General features: G+C 63.1%; 18 protein-coding genes and 1 tRNA gene. 3 read left to right on the top strand and 16 right to left on the bottom strand.

The window, feature by feature from the left end:
- Positions 1–51: 51 nt before the first annotated feature.
- The 6 genes from KIG99_RS12670 to KIG99_RS12645 all read right to left on the bottom strand — a co-directional run bounded on the left by KIG99_RS12670 (position 52) and on the right by KIG99_RS12645 (position 4,325).
- Positions 52–537, bottom strand: coding sequence for a phosphatidylglycerophosphatase A family protein (locus KIG99_RS12670; RefSeq protein ID WP_226460485.1), 486 nt, complete (start codon positions 535–537; stop codon positions 52–54).
- Between the two features lie 4 nt (positions 538–541).
- The gene (gene thiL, locus KIG99_RS12665; RefSeq protein ID WP_226460484.1) at positions 542–1,537 is read right to left on the bottom strand and encodes a thiamine-phosphate kinase; all 996 of its coding nucleotides are present in this window, start codon (positions 1,535–1,537) and stop codon (positions 542–544) included.
- Between the two features lie 4 nt (positions 1,538–1,541).
- Positions 1,542–2,030: a transcription antitermination factor NusB gene (gene nusB / locus KIG99_RS12660; RefSeq protein WP_226460483.1), complete on the bottom strand. Its 489-nt coding sequence runs from the start codon at positions 2,028–2,030 to the stop codon at positions 1,542–1,544.
- Entirely contained in the window at positions 2,027–2,500 is a 474-nt protein-coding gene (gene ribH, locus KIG99_RS12655; protein ID WP_226460482.1) for a 6,7-dimethyl-8-ribityllumazine synthase, read from the bottom strand. The genes nusB and ribH overlap by 4 nt, the downstream gene beginning before the upstream one ends.
- Positions 2,501–2,503: 3 nt before the next feature.
- A complete protein-coding gene (ribBA, locus tag KIG99_RS12650; protein ID WP_226461825.1) occupies positions 2,504–3,604 on the bottom strand; it encodes a bifunctional 3,4-dihydroxy-2-butanone-4-phosphate synthase/GTP cyclohydrolase II in 1,101 nt (366 codons plus the stop codon).
- A gap of 151 nt (positions 3,605–3,755) precedes the next feature.
- On the bottom strand, positions 3,756–4,325 hold the full coding sequence (locus KIG99_RS12645) for a YceI family protein (RefSeq protein ID WP_226460481.1): 570 nt from the start codon (positions 4,323–4,325) through the stop codon (positions 3,756–3,758).
- Between KIG99_RS12645 and KIG99_RS12640 the strand changes: the two genes are divergently transcribed.
- The gene (locus KIG99_RS12640; protein ID WP_319002382.1) at positions 4,212–5,966 is read left to right on the top strand and encodes a polyamine aminopropyltransferase; all 1,755 of its coding nucleotides are present in this window, start codon (positions 4,212–4,214) and stop codon (positions 5,964–5,966) included. The two genes, KIG99_RS12645 and KIG99_RS12640, sit on opposite strands and share 114 nt — an antisense overlap.
- Here KIG99_RS12640 and KIG99_RS12635 read toward each other — a convergent pair.
- The 9 genes from KIG99_RS12635 to KIG99_RS12595 all read right to left on the bottom strand — a co-directional run bounded on the left by KIG99_RS12635 (position 5,963) and on the right by KIG99_RS12595 (position 14,578).
- Positions 5,963–7,744: a putative bifunctional diguanylate cyclase/phosphodiesterase gene (locus KIG99_RS12635; RefSeq protein ID WP_226460479.1), complete on the bottom strand. Its 1,782-nt coding sequence runs from the start codon at positions 7,742–7,744 to the stop codon at positions 5,963–5,965. The genes KIG99_RS12640 and KIG99_RS12635 overlap by 4 nt on opposite strands.
- Positions 7,745–7,768: 24 nt before the next feature.
- Positions 7,769–8,860, bottom strand: coding sequence for a redox-regulated ATPase YchF (gene ychF, locus KIG99_RS12630; protein ID WP_226460478.1), 1,092 nt, complete (start codon positions 8,858–8,860; stop codon positions 7,769–7,771).
- Positions 8,861–8,870: 10 nt separating this feature from the next.
- Positions 8,871–9,449 (bottom strand): aminoacyl-tRNA hydrolase, encoded by a 579-nt coding sequence (gene pth / locus KIG99_RS12625; protein ID WP_226460477.1) that lies wholly within the window; start codon positions 9,447–9,449, stop codon positions 8,871–8,873.
- A 69-nt stretch (positions 9,450–9,518) separates the two neighbouring features.
- A complete protein-coding gene (locus KIG99_RS12620) occupies positions 9,519–10,121 on the bottom strand; it encodes a 50S ribosomal protein L25/general stress protein Ctc (RefSeq protein WP_226460476.1) in 603 nt (200 codons plus the stop codon).
- A gap of 126 nt (positions 10,122–10,247) precedes the next feature.
- The gene (locus KIG99_RS12615) at positions 10,248–11,198 is read right to left on the bottom strand and encodes a ribose-phosphate pyrophosphokinase (RefSeq protein WP_226442306.1); all 951 of its coding nucleotides are present in this window, start codon (positions 11,196–11,198) and stop codon (positions 10,248–10,250) included.
- Between the two features lie 93 nt (positions 11,199–11,291).
- A tRNA-Gln gene (locus KIG99_RS12610) sits at positions 11,292–11,368 on the bottom strand.
- 77 nt (positions 11,369–11,445) lie between these two features.
- A complete protein-coding gene (gene ispE / locus KIG99_RS12605; RefSeq protein WP_226460475.1) occupies positions 11,446–12,291 on the bottom strand; it encodes a 4-(cytidine 5'-diphospho)-2-C-methyl-D-erythritol kinase in 846 nt (281 codons plus the stop codon).
- Complete coding sequence (lolB, locus tag KIG99_RS12600) at positions 12,288–12,863, bottom strand: lipoprotein insertase outer membrane protein LolB (RefSeq protein WP_226460474.1); 576 nt, start codon at positions 12,861–12,863, stop codon at positions 12,288–12,290. Before lolB ends, ispE begins: the two co-directional genes overlap by 4 nt.
- Positions 12,860–14,578 (bottom strand): tetratricopeptide repeat protein, encoded by a 1,719-nt coding sequence (locus KIG99_RS12595; protein ID WP_226460473.1) that lies wholly within the window; start codon positions 14,576–14,578, stop codon positions 12,860–12,862. Before KIG99_RS12595 ends, lolB begins: the two co-directional genes overlap by 4 nt.
- A gap of 89 nt (positions 14,579–14,667) precedes the next feature.
- Between KIG99_RS12595 and mutM the strand changes: the two genes are divergently transcribed.
- Both mutM and KIG99_RS12585 read left to right on the top strand, forming a co-directional pair.
- A complete protein-coding gene (mutM, locus tag KIG99_RS12590) occupies positions 14,668–15,501 on the top strand; it encodes a bifunctional DNA-formamidopyrimidine glycosylase/DNA-(apurinic or apyrimidinic site) lyase (protein ID WP_226460472.1) in 834 nt (277 codons plus the stop codon).
- A 68-nt stretch (positions 15,502–15,569) separates the two neighbouring features.
- Positions 15,570–17,522, top strand: a complete 1,953-nt coding sequence (locus KIG99_RS12585; protein ID WP_226460471.1) for a dynamin family protein — start codon at positions 15,570–15,572, stop codon at positions 17,520–17,522.
- A gap of 72 nt (positions 17,523–17,594) precedes the next feature.
- On the opposite strand, the gene KIG99_RS12580 is transcribed toward KIG99_RS12585, so the two are convergent.
- Entirely contained in the window at positions 17,595–17,852 is a 258-nt protein-coding gene (locus KIG99_RS12580) for a YfhL family 4Fe-4S dicluster ferredoxin (RefSeq protein WP_226460470.1), read from the bottom strand.

Raw genomic sequence — 17,852 nt, 5'->3', positions numbered from 1 at the left:
GGCTCCTGACGAAATGGATACGGCCATTCTATGCCGCCCGGCGGTCGACGCTCAGGAAAGTGCGATTTTGAGCAGGGCCAGGGCGAGCAATGTATAGCCGGCCGCAACAAGATCGTCGGCCATGACGCCAAAGCCGTTCTTGACGTGCGTATCGAAATAGCGCGCCGGTTGCGGCTTGGTGATGTCGAAATAGCGGAACAGCATGAAAGCCGCCAGTTGCCAGAAGAAGGTATCCGGCGTCAGCAAGAGGACCAGCCAGAACGGGACTATCTCGTCCCAGACGATGCTGCCGTGATCCGGGTCGCCGAGGGCGCGCCCGGTGACGTCGATGATCCAGATACCGAGCAAGTAGGCCGCTGCAAACAGGCCGAGCAGCAGCGCATCGCTGCAGTACGGGCGAAAGAGCAGGAAAGAGGCCCAGGCGAACAGGGTACCGAAAGTCCCCGGCGCCTTCGGTGCCAGACCGCTGCCGCAACCGAGCGCCAGGAAGTGGGCCGGGCTGGCGAGCAGGAACTTGCGGCTGGGCGCGGGGCGCATGCTTTCAGGCAAAGTGGTCGTAACCTTTGCTGTCGAACTCGACCGGCTTGTCGTCCGGATCAAGGACGGTCACCGTACCGGCCGGGCCGGCCGTCATTTCGCCGATGCACCACAGCGGCAGTTCGAGTTCGGCGGCAATCCGGCCGAGCGCCAGATGCTGCGCAAACGGCGCGGTAAAGCAGAGTTCGTAGTCGTCGCCACCGGTCAACTGGCATTCGAGGGCCATTTTGCGCAGCACCGCGTCGTAGCTTTCGCCCTTGGGCAAGTGCGGCAGCTGGACCAGCTTGACGTTGGCAGCGCAGCCGGAACGTTCGGCGACATGACCGAGATCGGCGAGCAGGCCGTCCGAAACATCGATCGCTGCGCTCGCCACACCGCGCAGCGCCAGGCCGAGCGCAACGCGCGGCCGCGGCTTTTCCAGCGCGCCGATGCACAGGCGCGGCCAGGGTTCGGGCAGTTCGATGCGGCCCTGGAGCAGGGCGAGGCCGAGACTGGCCAGGCCAGGCCGGCCGGAAACCCAGATCTGGTCACCGGGCTGCGCGCCATCACGACGCAGCGCCTGGCCGGGGGCAACTTCGCCCATGGCGGTGACACACAGGTTGAGCGGCCCCCTGGTGGTGTCGCCACCGACCACATCGACGCCGTATTCACTGGCACAGGCAAAAAAGCCTTCGGCGAATTTGCCTATCCACGCCTCGTCGACCGCGCCCCGGAGGAAGTCCCCTTGGGGGACTGGCAGCGCACCGGCCAGCGTCACCCAGCGCGGTTTGGCGCCCATCGCGGCGAGATCGGACAGATTGACGGCGAGCGCCTTCCAGCCGAGGTTCTTCGGATCGGTATCGGGCAGAAAATGCGTGCCGGCGACCAGCATGTCGGTGGTCACCGCCAGCTGCATGCCGGGCGACGGCTGCAGCAGCGCGCAATCGTCGCCGGGACCGAGCACGGCCGAGGGTGTCGGCCTTGCGAAGTAGCGGTCGATCAGCGCGAACTCACCGGCCATCGTTTCAGTGGGCCTTCTTCTTGGCGGTAACTTCGTCCGGACGGGCGCCGAGGGCGACCTTGTCGAGCACGCCATTGACGTACTTGTGGCCGTCGGTACCGCCGAAGGCCTTGGCCAGCTCGATCGCCTCGTTGATGATGACGCGGTACGGCGTTTCCGGGTGATGCAGCATCTCGAAGCAGCCGAGCATCAGCACGCAGGCTTCGATCGGCGACAGTTCGCTGAACGGCCGGTCGAGGTGGGCGGTGATCTGCGAAACCAAGGCTTCGCGCTGGGCAATGACGCCACGCAGCGTGCCGACGAAGAATTCGCGGTCAGCCTTGGCGAAGCCTTCCTGTTCCGGTGCGTAGGCTTCGATGGAAGCCTCGTCGGCACCGCCGACGCGCCACTGGTAGAGGCCCTGCAGGACGAATTCGCGGGCACGGCGGCGAGCCGACTTGGGCGGCTCCTTGACGTCGTGGGGATGTTCGCTGTCGCTGAGAAATGTGGTCATTCGAAAAGTGCCTTCTGAAGATTGGCCATCTCGACGGCGGCCTGGGCGCAATCGGCGCCCTTGGGTTGCATGCGGACTTCGGCCTGCTCGTCGGTATCGCAGGTCAGGATACCGTTGGCGATCGGCACGCCGGTATCGAGCTGGACTTCCATGATGGCGCGGCAGGCGTCGTTGGAAACCACTTCAAAGTGGTAGGTGTCGCCGCGGATGACCGCGCCGAGCGCCACCAGCGCATCGAAACAGCCGCTTTGCGCCATGCTTTGCAGGACCAGCGGGATTTCCAGCGCACCCGGTACGTTGGCGATCGCCATATCGGCATCGGCGACGCCGAGCCGCTTCAGCTCATTGACGCAGGACGAGAGCAGGCCTTCGCAGACCGGCAGATTGAAACGGGACATCACGATGCCGACCTTGAGGCCGGTGCCGTCCAGGTTGTTGTCGTATTCAAAAATATTGTCGAACCGGGCCATGGTTTAGAGCTCCGCAGGTGAGGTGACGAAACCGGTAACTTCAAGCTGGAAGCCGGTCATGGAAGGCATTTTGCGCGGGCTGGAAAGCAGGCGCATTTTGGTGACACCGAGATCGCGCAGGATCTGCGCGCCGATGCCGTAGGAACGAGGGTCCCACTTGGCGGGGGCCTGCGGCGTCTTGCCGGTCAGGCGGGTGAGCAGCGCCTCGCTGTCTTCCGGACGGTGCAGCAGGACGATGACGCCGTGGCCATGCTTGGCCAGCGCGGCTTGCGCCTGGTCGATCGAGAAGGATTGCTGCTTGCTGGCCGGATCGATGAAATCGAGCACCGAGAGCGGCTCATGCACGCGCACCAGGGTTTCGCCGCCGGCCGGGATCTCGCCCTTGACCAGGGCCAGGTGGGTGGCGCCGCTGGCGCGGTCGACATAGGCGTGCAGCGTGAATTCGCCGTGCGCCGTCGCCACCGGCTTGCTGGTGACGCGCTCGACCAGGGTTTCGGAAGCGGCGCGGTAGTGGATCAGGTCGGCGATGGTGCCGATCTTCAGGCCGTGCGCCTTGGCGAACTCGATCAGCTCCGGCAGGCGGGCCATCGTGCCGTCATCGTTCATGATCTCGCAGATCACAGAGGACGGCTGCAGGCCGGCCATGCCGGCCAGGTCGCAACCGGCTTCGGTATGCCCGGCGCGAACCAGGACGCCGCCTTCGCGGGCGGTGATCGGGAAGACGTGACCGGGCTGCACGATGTCGTCGGCGACCACGTTGCGGGCCACGGCGGTGCGGATGGTGTGCGAGCGGTCGGCCGCGGAAATGCCGGTGGTGACGCCTTCGGCGGCTTCGATCGAAACGGTGAAGGCGGTGCCGTACTGGGTCTTGTTGTTGCGCGCCATCTGCACCAGGCCCAGCTTCTTGCAATGCGCTTCGGTCAGGGTCAGGCAGATCAGGCCGCGGCCATACTTGGCCATGAAATTGATCGCTTCCGGCGTGATGTGCTCGGCGGCCATGACGAGGTCGCCCTCGTTTTCGCGATCTTCTTCATCGACCAGGATGACCATGCGGCCGGCCTTGAGCTCGGCAACGATTTCGGCGGTATTGGCAATGGCAGGCAACGGGGACATGGGTTTCCGGATACAGCAAATGGGGGGGTGCTATTTTCGCAGAAAGAGGCTGATAGCACATGACTTTAGTAAGTCGCCCGGCGGTTTCGGCGCCGGCACGACGCCAGACGGTCGACCGCCGGAAACGGGCAAAAAGCGCAGATCAGCCGCCGCTCTGGTACGCCTCGACCTGGATGCGCAGGCGCACCTCGTCGCCGATGAAGGGCAGGCCCGTATTCATGCCGAAATCGGAGCGGCGCAACACGCCCTGCGCATCGGCACCGCAACCACGCTGACGCAGCAGCAGGTTGAAGCCGCACTTGAAGCGACTGATTTCCAGGCGCACCGGCCGGATTTCACCAAGCAGCATCAGCGTCCCCTCGACCGCGACCGGGCGGGTGCCGTCAAAGACAAAGCGCTGGCTGCGGAACAACACATCGGGAAAGCTCGCCGCATTGAACCATTGCTCGCCGCGCAACACGTCATCGCGCAGCGCAAAGCCGGTATCGAGCGATGCCGCGTCGATGCGGATGTCGATACTGCCGCCCGGCACCGTTTCGTCGAAGCTGACCTTGCCGGAAGTCCGGTTGAAACGCCCGCGCTGGGTGGAAAAGCCCATGTGGTCGATTTCAAAACTGGCGTAGGTGTGGGTCGGATCGATCACGTACTCGGCCGCCAGCGAGGGCATGGACAGAGCGGCAAGCAGGGAAACCAGGAAAAGTCTGATGGACACGGTCGACGCTCGCAAAAGGGCAAAATCCGGAAAAGCTCCGGCGCGGGTTCTGGTACTGGTGCTGTTTCTGACCGAAAGCCGGCGGCGACGTTCCCGATTCGGGGCACAATATCGGCCCGAGCCATCCCTTCGTCATCGTCCATGCGCCACGCCCTGCTCTTCTCGGTTTTCGTCATCGCCTCCTGCGGCCTGGCCTACGAGCTGATCGCCGGCGCCCTGGCGTCCTACCTGCTCGGCGATTCGGTGATGCAGTTCTCGACGGTGATCGGCACCTACCTGTTCGCGATGGGCGCCGGCTCCTGGCTGTCGAAATACATCACGCGCGACCTGATCGGCCGCTTCATCCAGATCGAGCTGCTGGTCGGCCTGCTCGGCGGCTTTTCGGCAATCGGCCTGTTTCTCGTATTCACGTGGCTGGCCGGTCCGTTCAAGCTGCTGCTCTATCTCGCAGTGTTTGGCGTCGGCGTTCTGGTCGGCCTGGAAATCCCGCTCGTCATGCGCATCCTGAAGCGCGATCTCGACTTCAAGGATCTCGTGTCGCAAGTGCTCACTTTCGACTATCTCGGCGCGCTGGCCGTCTCCATCCTGTTTCCGCTGGTCCTCGCACCGCATCTCGGCATGGTCCGCACCGGCCTGCTCTTCGGCCTGCTCAATGTTGGCGTCGCGCTCTGGGCGCTGCACCTCTTCCGCGCCCAGCTGCCGGCGCGACGCTGGCTGGCGCTGCAGTCGTGGTCGGTGTTCGCCCTGCTCGTCGCCGGCTTCGCCGGCGCCGGCCAGCTGACTTCGATGGCGGAAGCCCATCTCTACGCCGACGACATCATCCATACCGAAACCACGCCCTACCAGCGCATCGTCGTCACCCGCTGGCACGACGATCTGCGCCTCTTCCTCAACAACAACCTGCAGTTTTCCTCGCACGACGAATACCGCTACCACGAGGCGCTCGTCCATCCCGGCCTGGCCAGCCTGCCGGCGGCGCGCCGCGTGCTCGTGCTGGGCGGCGGCGACGGCCTGGCGGTGCGCGAAATCCTGAAATATCCGGCGATCGAGAAAGTCACCCTGGTCGATCTCGATCCGGCCATGACCAATCTTTTCTCGACGGCACCGGCACTGACCGCGCTCAACGAAAACTCGCTGAAGTCGCCGCGCGTCGAGGTGATCAATGCCGATGCGCTGCAATGGCTGGAAAACAGCCACGACTATTTCGACTTCATCGTCGTCGACTTTCCCGACCCGAGCAATTTCGCCATCGGCAAGCTGTACACCGCCGCCTTCTACCGTCTGCTGGAAAAGCGCCTGTCGGCCAACGGCCTGCTCGTCGTCCAGTCGACGTCGCCGCTCTATGCCCGTCTATCCTTCTGGTGCGTGGTCGTGACACTTGAGGATGTCGGCCTGAAAACGGCGCCCTACCACGCACTGGTGCCATCCTTCGGGGAATGGGGTTTCATCATCGCCGGTCGCCAGAAATTCGTTCCCGTACCGGTCGACCGGCAGAAAACCCGCTTTTTGACGCCGGAAACGCAACCCGCCCTGTTCACCTTCCCGGCCGACATGGAACGCCTGCCGGCCGAGGTCAACCGCCTGAACAACCAGGTGCTGGTGCGCTACTTCGAAGCCGAGTGGCGCAAGGTGATCCGCTAGGCTTGCCTGGGCACGGCATTGGCCGCGCAGACACCCGGCGCCGCCATGCCGCGCAGGTAATCAACCACCTGATCAGCGGGCATCGGCTTGCTGTACAGGAAGCCCTGCAGCACGTCGCAACCCAGCCGGGCGAGGAAGTCGCGCTGCTCGATCGTTTCAACGCCTTCGGCAACCAGCTCGAGGCCGAGGTTGTGGCCAAGCGCCACGGTAGCCGAGCAGATCGCCTTGTCGTTGATGTCGGTTTCGATGTCCTTGACGAAGGAGCGGTCGAGCTTCAGACGATGAATCGGCAGATGCTTGAGATAGGCGAGTGACGAGTAGCCGGTGCCGAAATCGTCGATGGCGAGCACGATGCCCATGTCGGAGAACTGGTTGAGAATTTCCAGCGTCACTTCCGGGTTCTGCATCGCCGTGCTCTCGGTGATCTCCAGTTCGATGTCGGACGGCTGCAGGTCGTAGCAGGCGAGCGCACCGCGCACGACGAAGGGCAGGTTCTCGTGGCGCAACTGCTGCGCCGAGATGTTGATCGCGACGCGAATGTCGGCGATGCCCGCCTTGCGCAAGGCACTGATATGACGGCAACTTTCCCAGAACACCCAGTCGCCGAGCGGCAGGATCAGGCCGGTTTCTTCGGCGATGGCGATGAAGCGGGTCGGCGGCACCTGGCCGAGCGTCGGGTGATTCCAGCGCGCCAGCGCCTCGAGACCGACAATGCGCCCGGATTCGATGTGCATCTGCGGCTGGAAGTGCAGCGAGAACTGGCTGGACTCCGGCGTGATGCTGGACACGGCATGGCGCAGCGCATTTTCCATCTGCAGCCGCTCACCGGCCGCCTCGTTCATGCGTGCTGCGTAAAACTGGTAGTTGTCGCGCCCGGCGTTCTTGGCGTGGTACATCGCCGTATCGGCATTGCGCAACATCGTTTCGCCGTCACGACCATCGCTGGGAAAGACACTGATGCCGATACTCGGCGTCGCGTACAGCGTGTGCTCGCCCACCTGGTAACTACCGGCCAGGGCACGCTGCAGCTTGCCGGCGACACTGGCCGCGGTCAGCGCCGAATCGATGTCGGGCAGCACGACGGTAAACTCGTCGCCGCCGAGGCGGGCGACGATGTCGCTGGCCCGCACGCTTTCGCGCAGACGCAAGGCCACCTGGCGGAGCAAACCGTCGCCAACGTGGTGACCGAGCGTGTCGTTGATGTTCTTGAAGCGATCGAGGTCGATCAGCATCAGCGCAATCTGGCTGTTGTCGCGCTCGCAGGTGCGCAGCGCCAGCTCCAGCTGCGACTCGAAAGCCAGGCGGTTGGGCAGATGCGTCAGCGGATCGTGATAGGCGAGATGGACCAGGCGGTCGGCCGCTTCACGGCTTTCGCTGACATCGGTGAAGCTGGCAACGTAGTTGAGGATGACACCGGAAGCATCGCGCAGGGCCGAAATACTGACCCACTTGGGAAAGACACCGCCGTCCTTGCGCCGGTCCCAGATTTCGCCCTGCCAGAAACCCTTTTCTTGCAGCGCCTGCCACATCGATTCATAGACCTGCTGGTCGGTGCGCCCGGAAGCCAGGAATTTCGGATCCTGGCCGGCCACTTCGGCCAGCGTGTAGCCGGTCAGCGTGACGAAGGCAGGATTGACGGCAACGATGTGATTGTCGCCGTCACAGACCAGAACCGCCTCATGGCTCTGCAGGAAAACACGTTGCAGAACCTCGCCACTGAGGACGGGCCCGACCTCTCCGAGCAAAGGGGCTGGCGCCCCCGGTCGATCCGCTTGCATCGCGCCGCCCTCCTGGCTACTGCGTCAGACGTTGAACAGGAAGTTCAGAACATCGCCATCCTTGACGATGTATTCCTTGCCTTCGGCGCGCATCTTGCCCGCTTCCTTGGCACCGGCTTCACCCTTGTAGGCGATGAAGTCGTCGAAAGCGATGGTCTGGGCACGAATGAAGCCGCGCTCGAAGTCGGTGTGGATGACGCCGGCCGCCTGCGGCGCGGTGTCGCCCTGATGGATGGTCCAGGCGCGCACTTCCTTGACGCCGGCGGTGAAGTAGGTGGCCAGGCCAAGCAGCTTGTAGCCGGCGTGGATCAGGCGATCAAGACCCGGTTCTTCGAGACCGAGGTCGGCCAGGAACATCTGCTTTTCTTCATCGTCGAGATCGGCGATTTCCGCTTCGATGGCGGCACAGACCGAGACGACTTCAGCCTTCTCGGTCGCGGCATGGGCGCGCACAGCGTCGAGCAGCGGATTGTTCTCGAAGCCGTTTTCGGCGACGTTGGCGACGTAGAGCACCGGCTTGCCGGTGATCAGGCAGAACGGCTTCAACAGCGCCAGCTCTTCCTTGGAGAAATCGAGGGCGCGAATGGCCTTGGCCTGGTCAAGCTGGGCAAAGCAGCGTTCGAGCACGGCAACCAGGATCTTGGCTTCCTTGTCGCCCGAATTGGCCGGACGGCGATAACGGTTGAGCGCCTTTTCAACGGAGGCCATGTCAGCCAGCGCCAACTCGGTATCAATGACTTCGATATCGCGCAGCGGGTCAACACCGCCGGAAACGTGAATCACGTTGTCGTCGGAGAAGCAGCGCACGACGTGCACGATGGCATCGGTTTCGCGGATGTTGGCGAGGAACTGGTTACCCAGGCCTTCGCCCTTGGAGGCACCGGCCACCAGGCCGGCGATATCGACGAACTCGACGATGGCGGGCTGCATGCGCTGCGGCTTGACGATCTCGGCGAGCTGGGCCATGCGCTTGTCCGGCACCTCGACGATGCCGACGTTCGGCTCGATGGTGCAGAAGGGATAGTTTTCCGCCGCAATGCCCGACTTGGTCAGGGCGTTGAAGAGGGTGGATTTGCCGACGTTGGGCAGGCCGACGATGCCGCATTTGAGAGACATGGATATTTCCTTAGACGGCTTTGCCGTGCAACTGTTGTTGGGCGCCGGCAAAGTCACCGGCAGCAAGTTTGGGCCAGGCCAGCAGGCAGCGGGCCAGGGCGTGTTCGATTTCCGGCAGTTCTTCCTTGCGCGGCTGGTGCAACACGAAATCCACGACCTGCTGGGACAACCCGAGCGTGCGCGGATGGCCGACGCCGAGGCGCAGGCGCCAGAAGTCGGGCGTACCGAGCTTGGCCTGGATATCTTTCAATCCATTGTGTCCACCGTTGCCACCGCCCTGCTTCAAGCGGATGCCGCCCGGCGGCAGGTCGAGTTCGTCATGAATGACGAGAATCTCGGCCGCAGGAATCTTGTAGAAATTGGCGAGCGCCGCCACGGCCTGACCGGAACGGTTCATGAACGTGGTTGGCTGCAGCAGCCAGGTTTCGCCGCAACGCCCTGCTTTGCCGAAGAACTTGGCCTGCGGGGCGAGCGCCACCTTCAGCTTGTCGGCCAACTGGTCGACAAACCAGAAGCCGGCATTGTGCCGGGTGGCTTCGTATTCCGGCCCGGGGTTGCCGAGGCCGACGATGAGGCGGGGAGGATTCATGGCGACAAGCGCGAAAAAGCCGCCGGCGGCAAACTGCCAGCGGCGGCCGTAACGAGCAGCTGTCCGAAATTACTCGGCAGCAGCTTCGCCTTCAGCAGCGTCGGAAGCACCGCCCTTGCCGACGACGCCGACGACGACATCGTCAGTCGCGTGGGCAACCAGCTTGACGCCGGCCGGCAGCTTGAGCTGCGACAGGTGAATGCTGTCGCCGATCTTCAGTGCGGACAGGTCGACTTCGACGAATTCCGGCAGATCCTTGGCCAGGCAGTGGACGTCCACTTCGGTGATGACGTGGTTGACCAGGCCGCCATTGAGCTTGACGCCCGGAGCGACTTCTTCGTTAACGAAGTGGAGCGGCACCTTGATGTGCAGTTCGTGGTCGGCGTCAACGCGCTGGAAGTCGATGTGGTGAACCAGCGGCTTGTAGGCATGCACCTGGTAATCGCGCAGCAGGACGGCTTCTTTCTTGCCATCAACGACGAGGTTGATGATCGAAGAATGGAAAGCTTCCTTCTTCAGCTTCAACAGCAGGTCATTGTGGTCAACTTCGATGGCCTGGGCGGCAATGTTGCCACCGTAAACGATGCCCGGCACCTTGGATGCACGACGCAGGCGGCGGCTCGCACTCGTTCCCTGCAGCGTACGCGCTTGCGCGATCAGTTCAAAAGACATGGTGATACTCCAGTTTTTCCCGGTCCGCGACCAGATCGGGAAGGTTAAAAAAACAGTTGCTGAGGATCGAGTTGCCTAGGGTTTTGAGCTAAAAGCTCTAGCCCCTAAGCAACTCGATCCTCAATCCTAATCAATAAACAGCGACGAAACGGAATCGTCGTTGCTGATCCGACGAATGGTTTCGGCCATGATTTCGGCGACCGAAAGCTGGCGGATGCGCGAGGAAGCAGCAGCATCGTCACGCAGCGGAATGGTGTTGGTCACGACCAGGGCGTCGAGGTCGGAGGTATTGACGCGCTCGACCGCCGGGCCGGACAGCACCGGGTGGGTACAGTAGGCGACGACCTGCTTGGCGCCGCGCGCCTTGAGCGCGGTGGCGGCCTTGCACAGGGTGCCGGCGGTATCGACCATGTCGTCCATGATGATGCAGGTACGACCATCGACTTCACCGATGATGTTCATCACTTCGGAAACATTGGCCTTCGGACGACGCTTGTCGATGATTGCCAGGTCGCATTCGAGGCGCTTGGCCAGCGAACGGGCGCGGACGACGCCGCCGTGGTCGGGCGAAACGACCATCGGATTTTCGTAATTCTGTTTCTTGATGTCGTCGAGCAGGATCGGCAGGGCGTAGATGTTATCGACCGGAATGTCGAAGAAGCCCTGGATCTGTTCGGCGTGCAGGTCCATGGTCAGCACGCGGTCGACGCCGGAGGCGACGAGCATGTTGGCGACCAGCTTGGCAGCGATCGGCACGCGCGACGAACGCGAGCGGCGATCCTGGCGGGCATAACCGAAATACGGGATGGCGGCGGTGATCCGGCCGGCCGAGGCGCGCTTCAGGGAGTCAACGATAACCAGCAGTTCCATCAGGTTGTCGTTGGTCGGGGCGCAAGTGGATTGCAGCACGAAGATGTCGCGACCGCGAACATGTTCCTGCAGCTCGACACTGACTTCCCCATCGGAGAAGCGACCGACATTGGCACGGCCAAGATCGACGTTGAGCTGGTTTGCGACATCGGCTGCCAGTTTCGGATTGGCATTACCGGTAAAGACCATCAAGCTGTTGTAGGCCATTTCAACATCCCTTGGGGGCCGCGCATGCGCACTGCGTGTTTTGCCTGGCGAAAATGAAATCGGGCAGGCTTTGCAACCTGCCCGAAGGAAACCTGGCTGGGGAAGAAGGATTCGAACCTTCGAATGCCGGAATCAAAATCCGGTGCCTTGACCAACTTGGCGACTCCCCAGCGGGTCGTTCGTACCGTTTCGTGTACAAACGAGGCGCGCATCATAGCCAGCGCCCGCGATAAAGGCAAGTACTTTTTTAAATTTTTGCCAGCGGATGCTCGGCCAAGCCCTCCGCCAGCCAGCCGGCCATGCCAGCGGGAAGGCAGGCCAGCGCGGTTTCTGCGGCATCGCGCCGGGCGAAGGAGGCAAATACGCAAGCACCGGAGCCGGTCATCATCGCGTCCGGTGCATACAGCTGCAACCAGGCGAGATATTCCGCCACGACCGGGAAACGGTCACAGGCAACCGCCTGCAGGTCGTTATGACCAATACCCGGCCGCCAGTCGGCCGGCTTGATCGGCGGCGTGGCGCGGCACAGGTCGGGCGCGCCGAAAATGGCCGCCGTCGGCACGTTGACCGGTGGCTGCAGCACCAGATAGGTGGCCGGCGGCAACTCGACATCGGTGAATGCCTCGCCAACGCCTTCGGCAAAGGTATTGCGACCATGAATGAAGACCGGCACGTCGGCACCGAGGGCGAGGCCGATTTCTTCCAGACGCTGCCGCGACAGGCCGGTTTGCCACAAGTGATTGAGGGCGAGCAGCACGGTCGCCGCATCGGAACTGCCACCGCCGAGGCCGCCGCCCATCGGCAGATTCTTTTCCAGGTGGATGCTGGCACCCTGCGTGCAACCGGTGGCCGCCTGCAGCAGACGGGCGGCGCGCACGGTCAGGTCGCTTTCCGGCGGCACGCCGGGAATCGGGGTTTCCAGCACGATCCCGCCGTCGGTGCGCGGCGCGAAGCACAGACGGTCGACACGATCAATAAAGCGAAAAACGGTTTGCAGCAGGTGATAACCGTCGGCGCGCCGACCGACGACATGCAAAAACAGGTTGAGCTTGGCCGGCGCCGGCCAGTCGCTGTTCCAGTCCCAGGTGCTCACGGCAGATCCTTCCATTCCTCGATGCGCAGGCGCAGCTCGACGCCGCCCTCGCCGATCAGCGTCAGGCCGGCCGGCAGAGCCGTCGGCGCCGCATCGTCATAAACATAATCGATCTGCCAGCCTGCTTCGCGCAGGCGCGCCGGGCGCCCCTGCGCATCGAGCGCCATGTCTTGCGGCTGCGCCGCCTGACCCAGCAACCAGGCCGGCAAACGCCGAACCGGCAGACGCTGGCCGCTGACTTCCTCAAGCAAGGCATCGGCATCGGCGGCTTCGCGAGTGCGGCCATCGGCGGTGCGCAAGCGGGAAAGCGCCGGCGTGACTTCTATTTCCGCCAGGCCGATGCCGAGCGGATTGGCAAGCAGAATACGGTCGCCGCCATTTTTGTGTTCCCAGGAGAGTCGACCGCCTGAACTCTGCGCAGCCTGACCGGGCAACGTCACACGCAGGGCGAAACGGGCCTCCAGCGCAAAATCGCGCACATCCTGGCGGGCCGGCAACGGCGAGCGCGGCGCGCTGGCACAACCGACCAGCAGCAGACAGCCGGCCAGCACAGCAAACAAACGCTGGATCAAGGCAGCAGTTTCTTGATGGCGGCAGCGAGAACGTCACTTTCCGGATTGCGGCTCACCGCTTCCTTGAGCAGACGCCGCGCCTCATCCTTGCGCCCGAGGCGCCACAGGACTTCACCCAGGTGGGCGGCAATTTCCGGATCGGCCTTGATCGCATAGGCGCGCTCAAGTGTCTGCAGCGCCTCGTCCAGCTTGCCCTGACGGAAGAGCACCCAGCCCATGCTGTCCATGATGAAAGGGTCTTCCGGCGCCAGACGCACCGCCTTGACCAGCATGACTTCGGCTTCGGCGAGATGGATATTGCGATCGGCCCAGGAATAACCCAGCGCATTGAGCCCATGCGCATGATCCGGCTTCAGTTCAAGCAGGCGCTTGATACGCTTCTCCAGCACCTCCGGCTTGCCCTGGCGTTCGGCGAGCAAGGCGGTTTCGTAGAGCAACTCGAGATTGTCCGGCTGGCGCTGCAGGGCGCTTTCGAGCAAGGCCAAGGCATCGGACTCGCGACCGGCTTCGCGCAACAACTGGGCTTCAGCCAGCAGGAACTGGACCTTTTCGGTCGGCGTCACCCCGGCGTTATGCAGGAATTCGCGCGCTTCCTCGATCTTGCCCTGCTGCCGCAGGATCTGGGCGGCGCGCGAACGCGCCGTCAGGTATTGATCGCCGGCCGTGACCTGGCGGTAGTGCGCCAGCGCGGCATCAGGCTTGGCCTGCTCTTCGTCGAGTTGCCCAAGAAAGAAATGCACCGCGCTCTTGTCGGGGAAGGCGGTCTGCAGCAAGCGTTCCAGCTGCTGCCGACCGGTCGCCACGTCACCCTGCTGCAGCGCCAGCATGGCCACTGGATAAATCACCTCGGGACTGTCCGGCGCCTCTTTGAGCAAACGATCGAAATGGCCGCGCGCCTCACTGTAGCGTTTTTCGGTAATCAGCAGGCGGGCCAGCATCAGGCGGGCATCCTGCGCCGCCGGATAACGCTCGACAAAAACCTGCAGTCCGTCGATCGCCTGCGCTGCCGACAGACGCACCTGCAACTGGGCGCGCACCAGCGCCGCCGCCTCCCAGTCGGGGCGCTGCAACAATGCCTTTTCCGCCTCGCTCTGGGCGCGCGCCGGATCACCGGCATTCGCGGCCGCCTGCGACATCGCGAAATGCGCTTCCGGCAGGCTGTCGTAAGCGGCGGCGATACGGTCGACCAGCTGCTGTACGGCTTTTTTGTCCGGCTGACGGGCCAGCATGCGATTGAGTTGCATCAGGTTGGCCGCGACATTCGGCTGATCATCGGCGATCAGCTTGGCCAGTTGTGGCGCCAGATCGTCGAGACGATTCGCCATCACCAGCAGGGAGGATTGTGCCTGCTGCGCCTTGGCCGAATCCGGCTCGACCTCCTGCCAGAGCTTGGCCAGCTCGAGAGCCTGGTCATACTGGCGGGCAAAACCGGCAACTTCAACGGCGCGCTCGATCACTTTCGGATCGCGCGTGCGCCGCGCCAGGTCGTTCCAGGCATCCAGACCGAAGCGGATGTCGCCACGCTGCAAGGCGAATTCGCCAACCAGCGCCTGGAAAACGCTGCGCGCCAGGACATCTTCGGAGGATTGCGCCGCCCCCTGCGCCGGAACCCGCTTGCCAGCCTTTGCCGTGACTTCGCCAGCCGCCAGCCCGGGGACCGCATGGGTCAGACCGAGGGCGAGAGTCAGGGCGGCGACGATAAACTTCGGTTGCATGGCGTGCTTTCGGTGAGGGCTTGCGCATTGGAGCGCATAAAATCCGTTAAGTTTGCGATGTTATTTGGGAATCGACGGGGGAACAAGCAATGCCGGAATTGCCGGAAGTGGAAGTGTGTCGGCGCGGCCTGCAGCCGACGCTGGAAAAAGCCCTGATCAAGGGCGTCGTGATCCGGGCACCCAAGCTGCGCCAGACGATTCCGACCGAGCTGACCGAACTGTTGCCGGGCTGCCGGATGCTCGCCGTGCGCCGGCGCGGCAAATACCTGCTGATCGACTGCCGGCGCGACGGCGTCGAGGGCAGCCTGATCATCCACCTCGGCATGTCGGGCAAGCTGCGCTTCATGCCGTCCGGCAGCGCCCCGGAAAAACACGACCATTTCGACCTGCTCCTTAGCGACCAGATCCTGCGCTTCACCGATCCGCGCCGCTTTGGCGTCGTGCTCTGGCAACCCGGCCCGCCGGAAACGACAGAAAGCCATCCGCTGCTCGCCAATCAGGGCATCGAACCACTTTCCGACGCCTTTACGGTCGACTGGCTGTACGCGGCGAATTCGAAGCGCAGCGGACCGATCAAACCGGTGCTGATGGACAGCCACCATATCGTCGGCATCGGCAACATCTATGCCGCCGAAAGCCTGTTCCGGGCGGGCATTTCGCCGCTGCGCGCCGCCAACAAGATCAGCCGGGCGCGCTACGGGCTGCTCGTCCCGGCGATTCGCGAAACATTGAGCGAAGCCATCGCGGCGGGCGGGACCACCATTCGCGATTACATGCACAGCGACGGCAGCAGCGGCTGGTTCCAGATCCAGGTCGCGGTTTACGGACGTGACGGCCAGCCCTGCATCCGCTGTGACGGCGTCGTCAGACAAGTCCGCCAGGCCGGCCGCAGCACCTTCTACTGCCCTGGCTGCCAGCATTAATTTGTGACGGCAAGCCCATGTATTTATGCTAAATTGAAACGTCCGATCGCATCTACGGTGCTCTCAATATGTCGTTAGCCAACCAATTCGCCGCCTACTCCTCCTGGCGCGCCCGCCTCGCCGTTTATATCGGCGAATTCCAGAGCTGGCTGTCGCATAACGAACTGTCCGACGCCCAGACCGACCTGCGCCTCAACCAGTTGCTCGAGCGCCTGCGCGAAGACCGTCTGAACGTTGCCTTCGTCGCCGAGTTCTCGCGCGGCAAGTCGGAACTGATCAACGCCATCTTCTTTGCCGACTACGGCAACCGCATGCTGCCCTCCTCGGCCGGCCGCACAACGATGTGCCCGACCGAACTGCTCTTCGACGCCAACAAGCGCCCCTGCATCGAACTGCTGCCGATCCAGACGCGCGCCTCGAACTCCAGCGTCACCGAATACAAGGGCTTTGCCGACGAATGGACCACGGTTCGCCTCGACACCGAGTCGCCGGAAGCCATGCAGGAAGCGCTGCGCCATGTCAGCGAAACGACCCGGGTCGCACCGGAAGACGCCGCCCGCCTCGGCTTCGATGTCGGCGCCGGCGAAATCGACCTTTATCCTGTCGGCGACGACGGCCTGGTTGAAATCCCGCGCTGGCGCCACGCCGTGATCAATTTCCCGCATCCGCTGCTCAAGCAGGGCCTGGTCATCCTCGACACGCCGGGCCTCAACGCGATCGGCGCCGAACCGGAACTGACCCTGTCGCTGCTCCCCAATGCGCATGCCGTGCTCTTCATTCTCGCTGCCGACACCGGCGTCACGCAGTCCGACCTGGCGATCTGGAAGGAACACATCTGCGGCGGCGGCACCACCCGGCGCGGTCGCATGGTCGTCCTCAACAAGATCGACGGCCAGTGGGACGAACTGAAGGGCGAAGCCGAAATCGAGGCCGAGATCCGCAAACAGGTCGAAACCAGCGCCGCCATCCTCGATTTGCCGGCCAGTCAGGTTTTCCCGGTCTCGGCGCAAAAGGGCCTGGTCGCCAAGATCAACGGCGACGACGTGCTGCTCGAACGCAGCCGCTTGCCGCTGCTCGAAGCCGCCCTCTCCGACGAACTGATTCCGGCCAAGCGCGACATCGTCAGCGAAAGCACCAACAGCGAGTTTTCCGACGTCAGCCAGCGCGCCCTCGGCCTGCTCGACTCCCGCCTCGCCGGTCTGCGCGAGCAACTGGCAGAGCTGACCGAACTGCGCGGCAAGAACAAGGGCGTCGTCGAATACATGATGGGTAAGATTCGCACCGAAAAGGAAGAGTTCGAATCCGGCCTGCAACGCTACTACGCCGTGCGCAGCGTGTTCTCGACACTGACCAACAAGCTGTTTGGTCACCTTGGCATCGACAGCCTACGCCAGATGACCCGCGACACCCGCTCGACCATGCAGGATGCCGTTTTCTCGCGCACCCTGTCCGAGGCGATGGCCAATTTCTTCGGCAGTTCGCGCGAAGCGCTGCGCAAATCGAATGGCGAAATCAGTGAAATCCTCGCCATGATGGAAGCGGTATACAAGCGCTTTGCCGTCGAACACGGCCTCAAGCTCGGCACGCCGACCACCTTCTCGCTGCTCCGTTACGAAAAGGAACTCGATCGCCTGGAAGCCTGGTGTGACACGCATCTCAGCAACATGGTCAGCCTGCTGACGCACGACAAGAAGAACATCACCCAGAAGTTCTTCGACGAAGTCGCCATCCAGGTCCGTCGCGCCTTCGAACACGCCAACCGCGACGCCGAAACCTGGCTGCGCACGATCATGGCGCCGATGGAAACCCAGGTCCGCGAACACCAGATCCAATTGAAGCGTCGCCTCGAAAGCATCAAGCGTATCCACCAGGCCACCGACACGCTGGAAGACCGCATCGCCGAACTGCAGATCGTTGAAAACAATCTGCTACAGCAAAGCCAGGCACTGGAAGACATCACCGCGCACGTCCGCGACATGCTGCAACCGGTCAAAGGCAACCAGGAACTGCGCGCCGCCTGAAACACGAAGCGCAACGGTCAACAACAAAAAACCCGCGAAATTCGCGGGTTTTTTGTTGTCCTGAAAAACAACTCAGGCGCGCTTGTTGCCCGTGAGCTTTTCGTACTTGACCCAGAGCATGTCCTGGGTCTCGACGTGAGCTTCGTCCTTGGGGATGCAATCCACCGGACAGACCTGGACGCACTGCGGCTCGTCGTAGTGACCGACGCACTCGGTGCACTTGTTGGGGTCGATTACATAGATTTCTTCACCCTGCGAAATTGCTTCGTTCGGGCATTCCGGTTCGCAGACATCGCAGTTGATGCACTCGTCGGTGATGATCAGAGACAT

It is taken from the genome of Quatrionicoccus australiensis (assembly GCF_020510425.1).
GTDB lineage: Bacteria > Pseudomonadota > Gammaproteobacteria > Burkholderiales > Rhodocyclaceae > Azonexus > Azonexus australiensis_A.
The sequence above is the reverse complement of the archived record's forward strand: the minus strand, read 5'-3'. Positions and strand labels throughout refer to the sequence as shown.

What these genes read in the sequence shown, in the direction of transcription:
- KIG99_RS12585 (WP_226460471.1), top strand. Translation starts at nt 15,570, where the DNA reads ATGTCGTTAGCCAACCAATTCGCCGCCTACTCCTCCTGGCGCGCCCGC.
- ychF (WP_226460478.1), bottom strand. Translation starts at nt 8,860, where the DNA reads ATGTCTCTCAAATGCGGCATCGTCGGCCTGCCCAACGTCGGCAAATCC.
- thiL (WP_226460484.1), bottom strand. Translation starts at nt 1,537, where the DNA reads ATGGCCGGTGAGTTCGCGCTGATCGACCGCTACTTCGCAAGGCCGACA.
- pth (WP_226460477.1), bottom strand. Translation starts at nt 9,449, where the DNA reads ATGAATCCTCCCCGCCTCATCGTCGGCCTCGGCAACCCCGGGCCGGAA.
- KIG99_RS12635 (WP_226460479.1), bottom strand. Translation starts at nt 7,744, where the DNA reads ATGCAAGCGGATCGACCGGGGGCGCCAGCCCCTTTGCTCGGAGAGGTC.
- KIG99_RS12595 (WP_226460473.1), bottom strand. Translation starts at nt 14,578, where the DNA reads ATGCAACCGAAGTTTATCGTCGCCGCCCTGACTCTCGCCCTCGGTCTG.
- KIG99_RS12620 (WP_226460476.1), bottom strand. Translation starts at nt 10,121, where the DNA reads ATGTCTTTTGAACTGATCGCGCAAGCGCGTACGCTGCAGGGAACGAGT.
- nusB (WP_226460483.1), bottom strand. Translation starts at nt 2,030, where the DNA reads ATGACCACATTTCTCAGCGACAGCGAACATCCCCACGACGTCAAGGAG.
- ribH (WP_226460482.1), bottom strand. Translation starts at nt 2,500, where the DNA reads ATGGCCCGGTTCGACAATATTTTTGAATACGACAACAACCTGGACGGC.
- mutM (WP_226460472.1), top strand. Translation starts at nt 14,668, where the DNA reads ATGCCGGAATTGCCGGAAGTGGAAGTGTGTCGGCGCGGCCTGCAGCCG.
- KIG99_RS12615 (WP_226442306.1), bottom strand. Translation starts at nt 11,198, where the DNA reads ATGGCCTACAACAGCTTGATGGTCTTTACCGGTAATGCCAATCCGAAA.
- KIG99_RS12670 (WP_226460485.1), bottom strand. Translation starts at nt 537, where the DNA reads ATGCGCCCCGCGCCCAGCCGCAAGTTCCTGCTCGCCAGCCCGGCCCAC.
- KIG99_RS12580 (WP_226460470.1), bottom strand. Translation starts at nt 17,852, where the DNA reads ATGTCTCTGATCATCACCGACGAGTGCATCAACTGCGATGTCTGCGAA.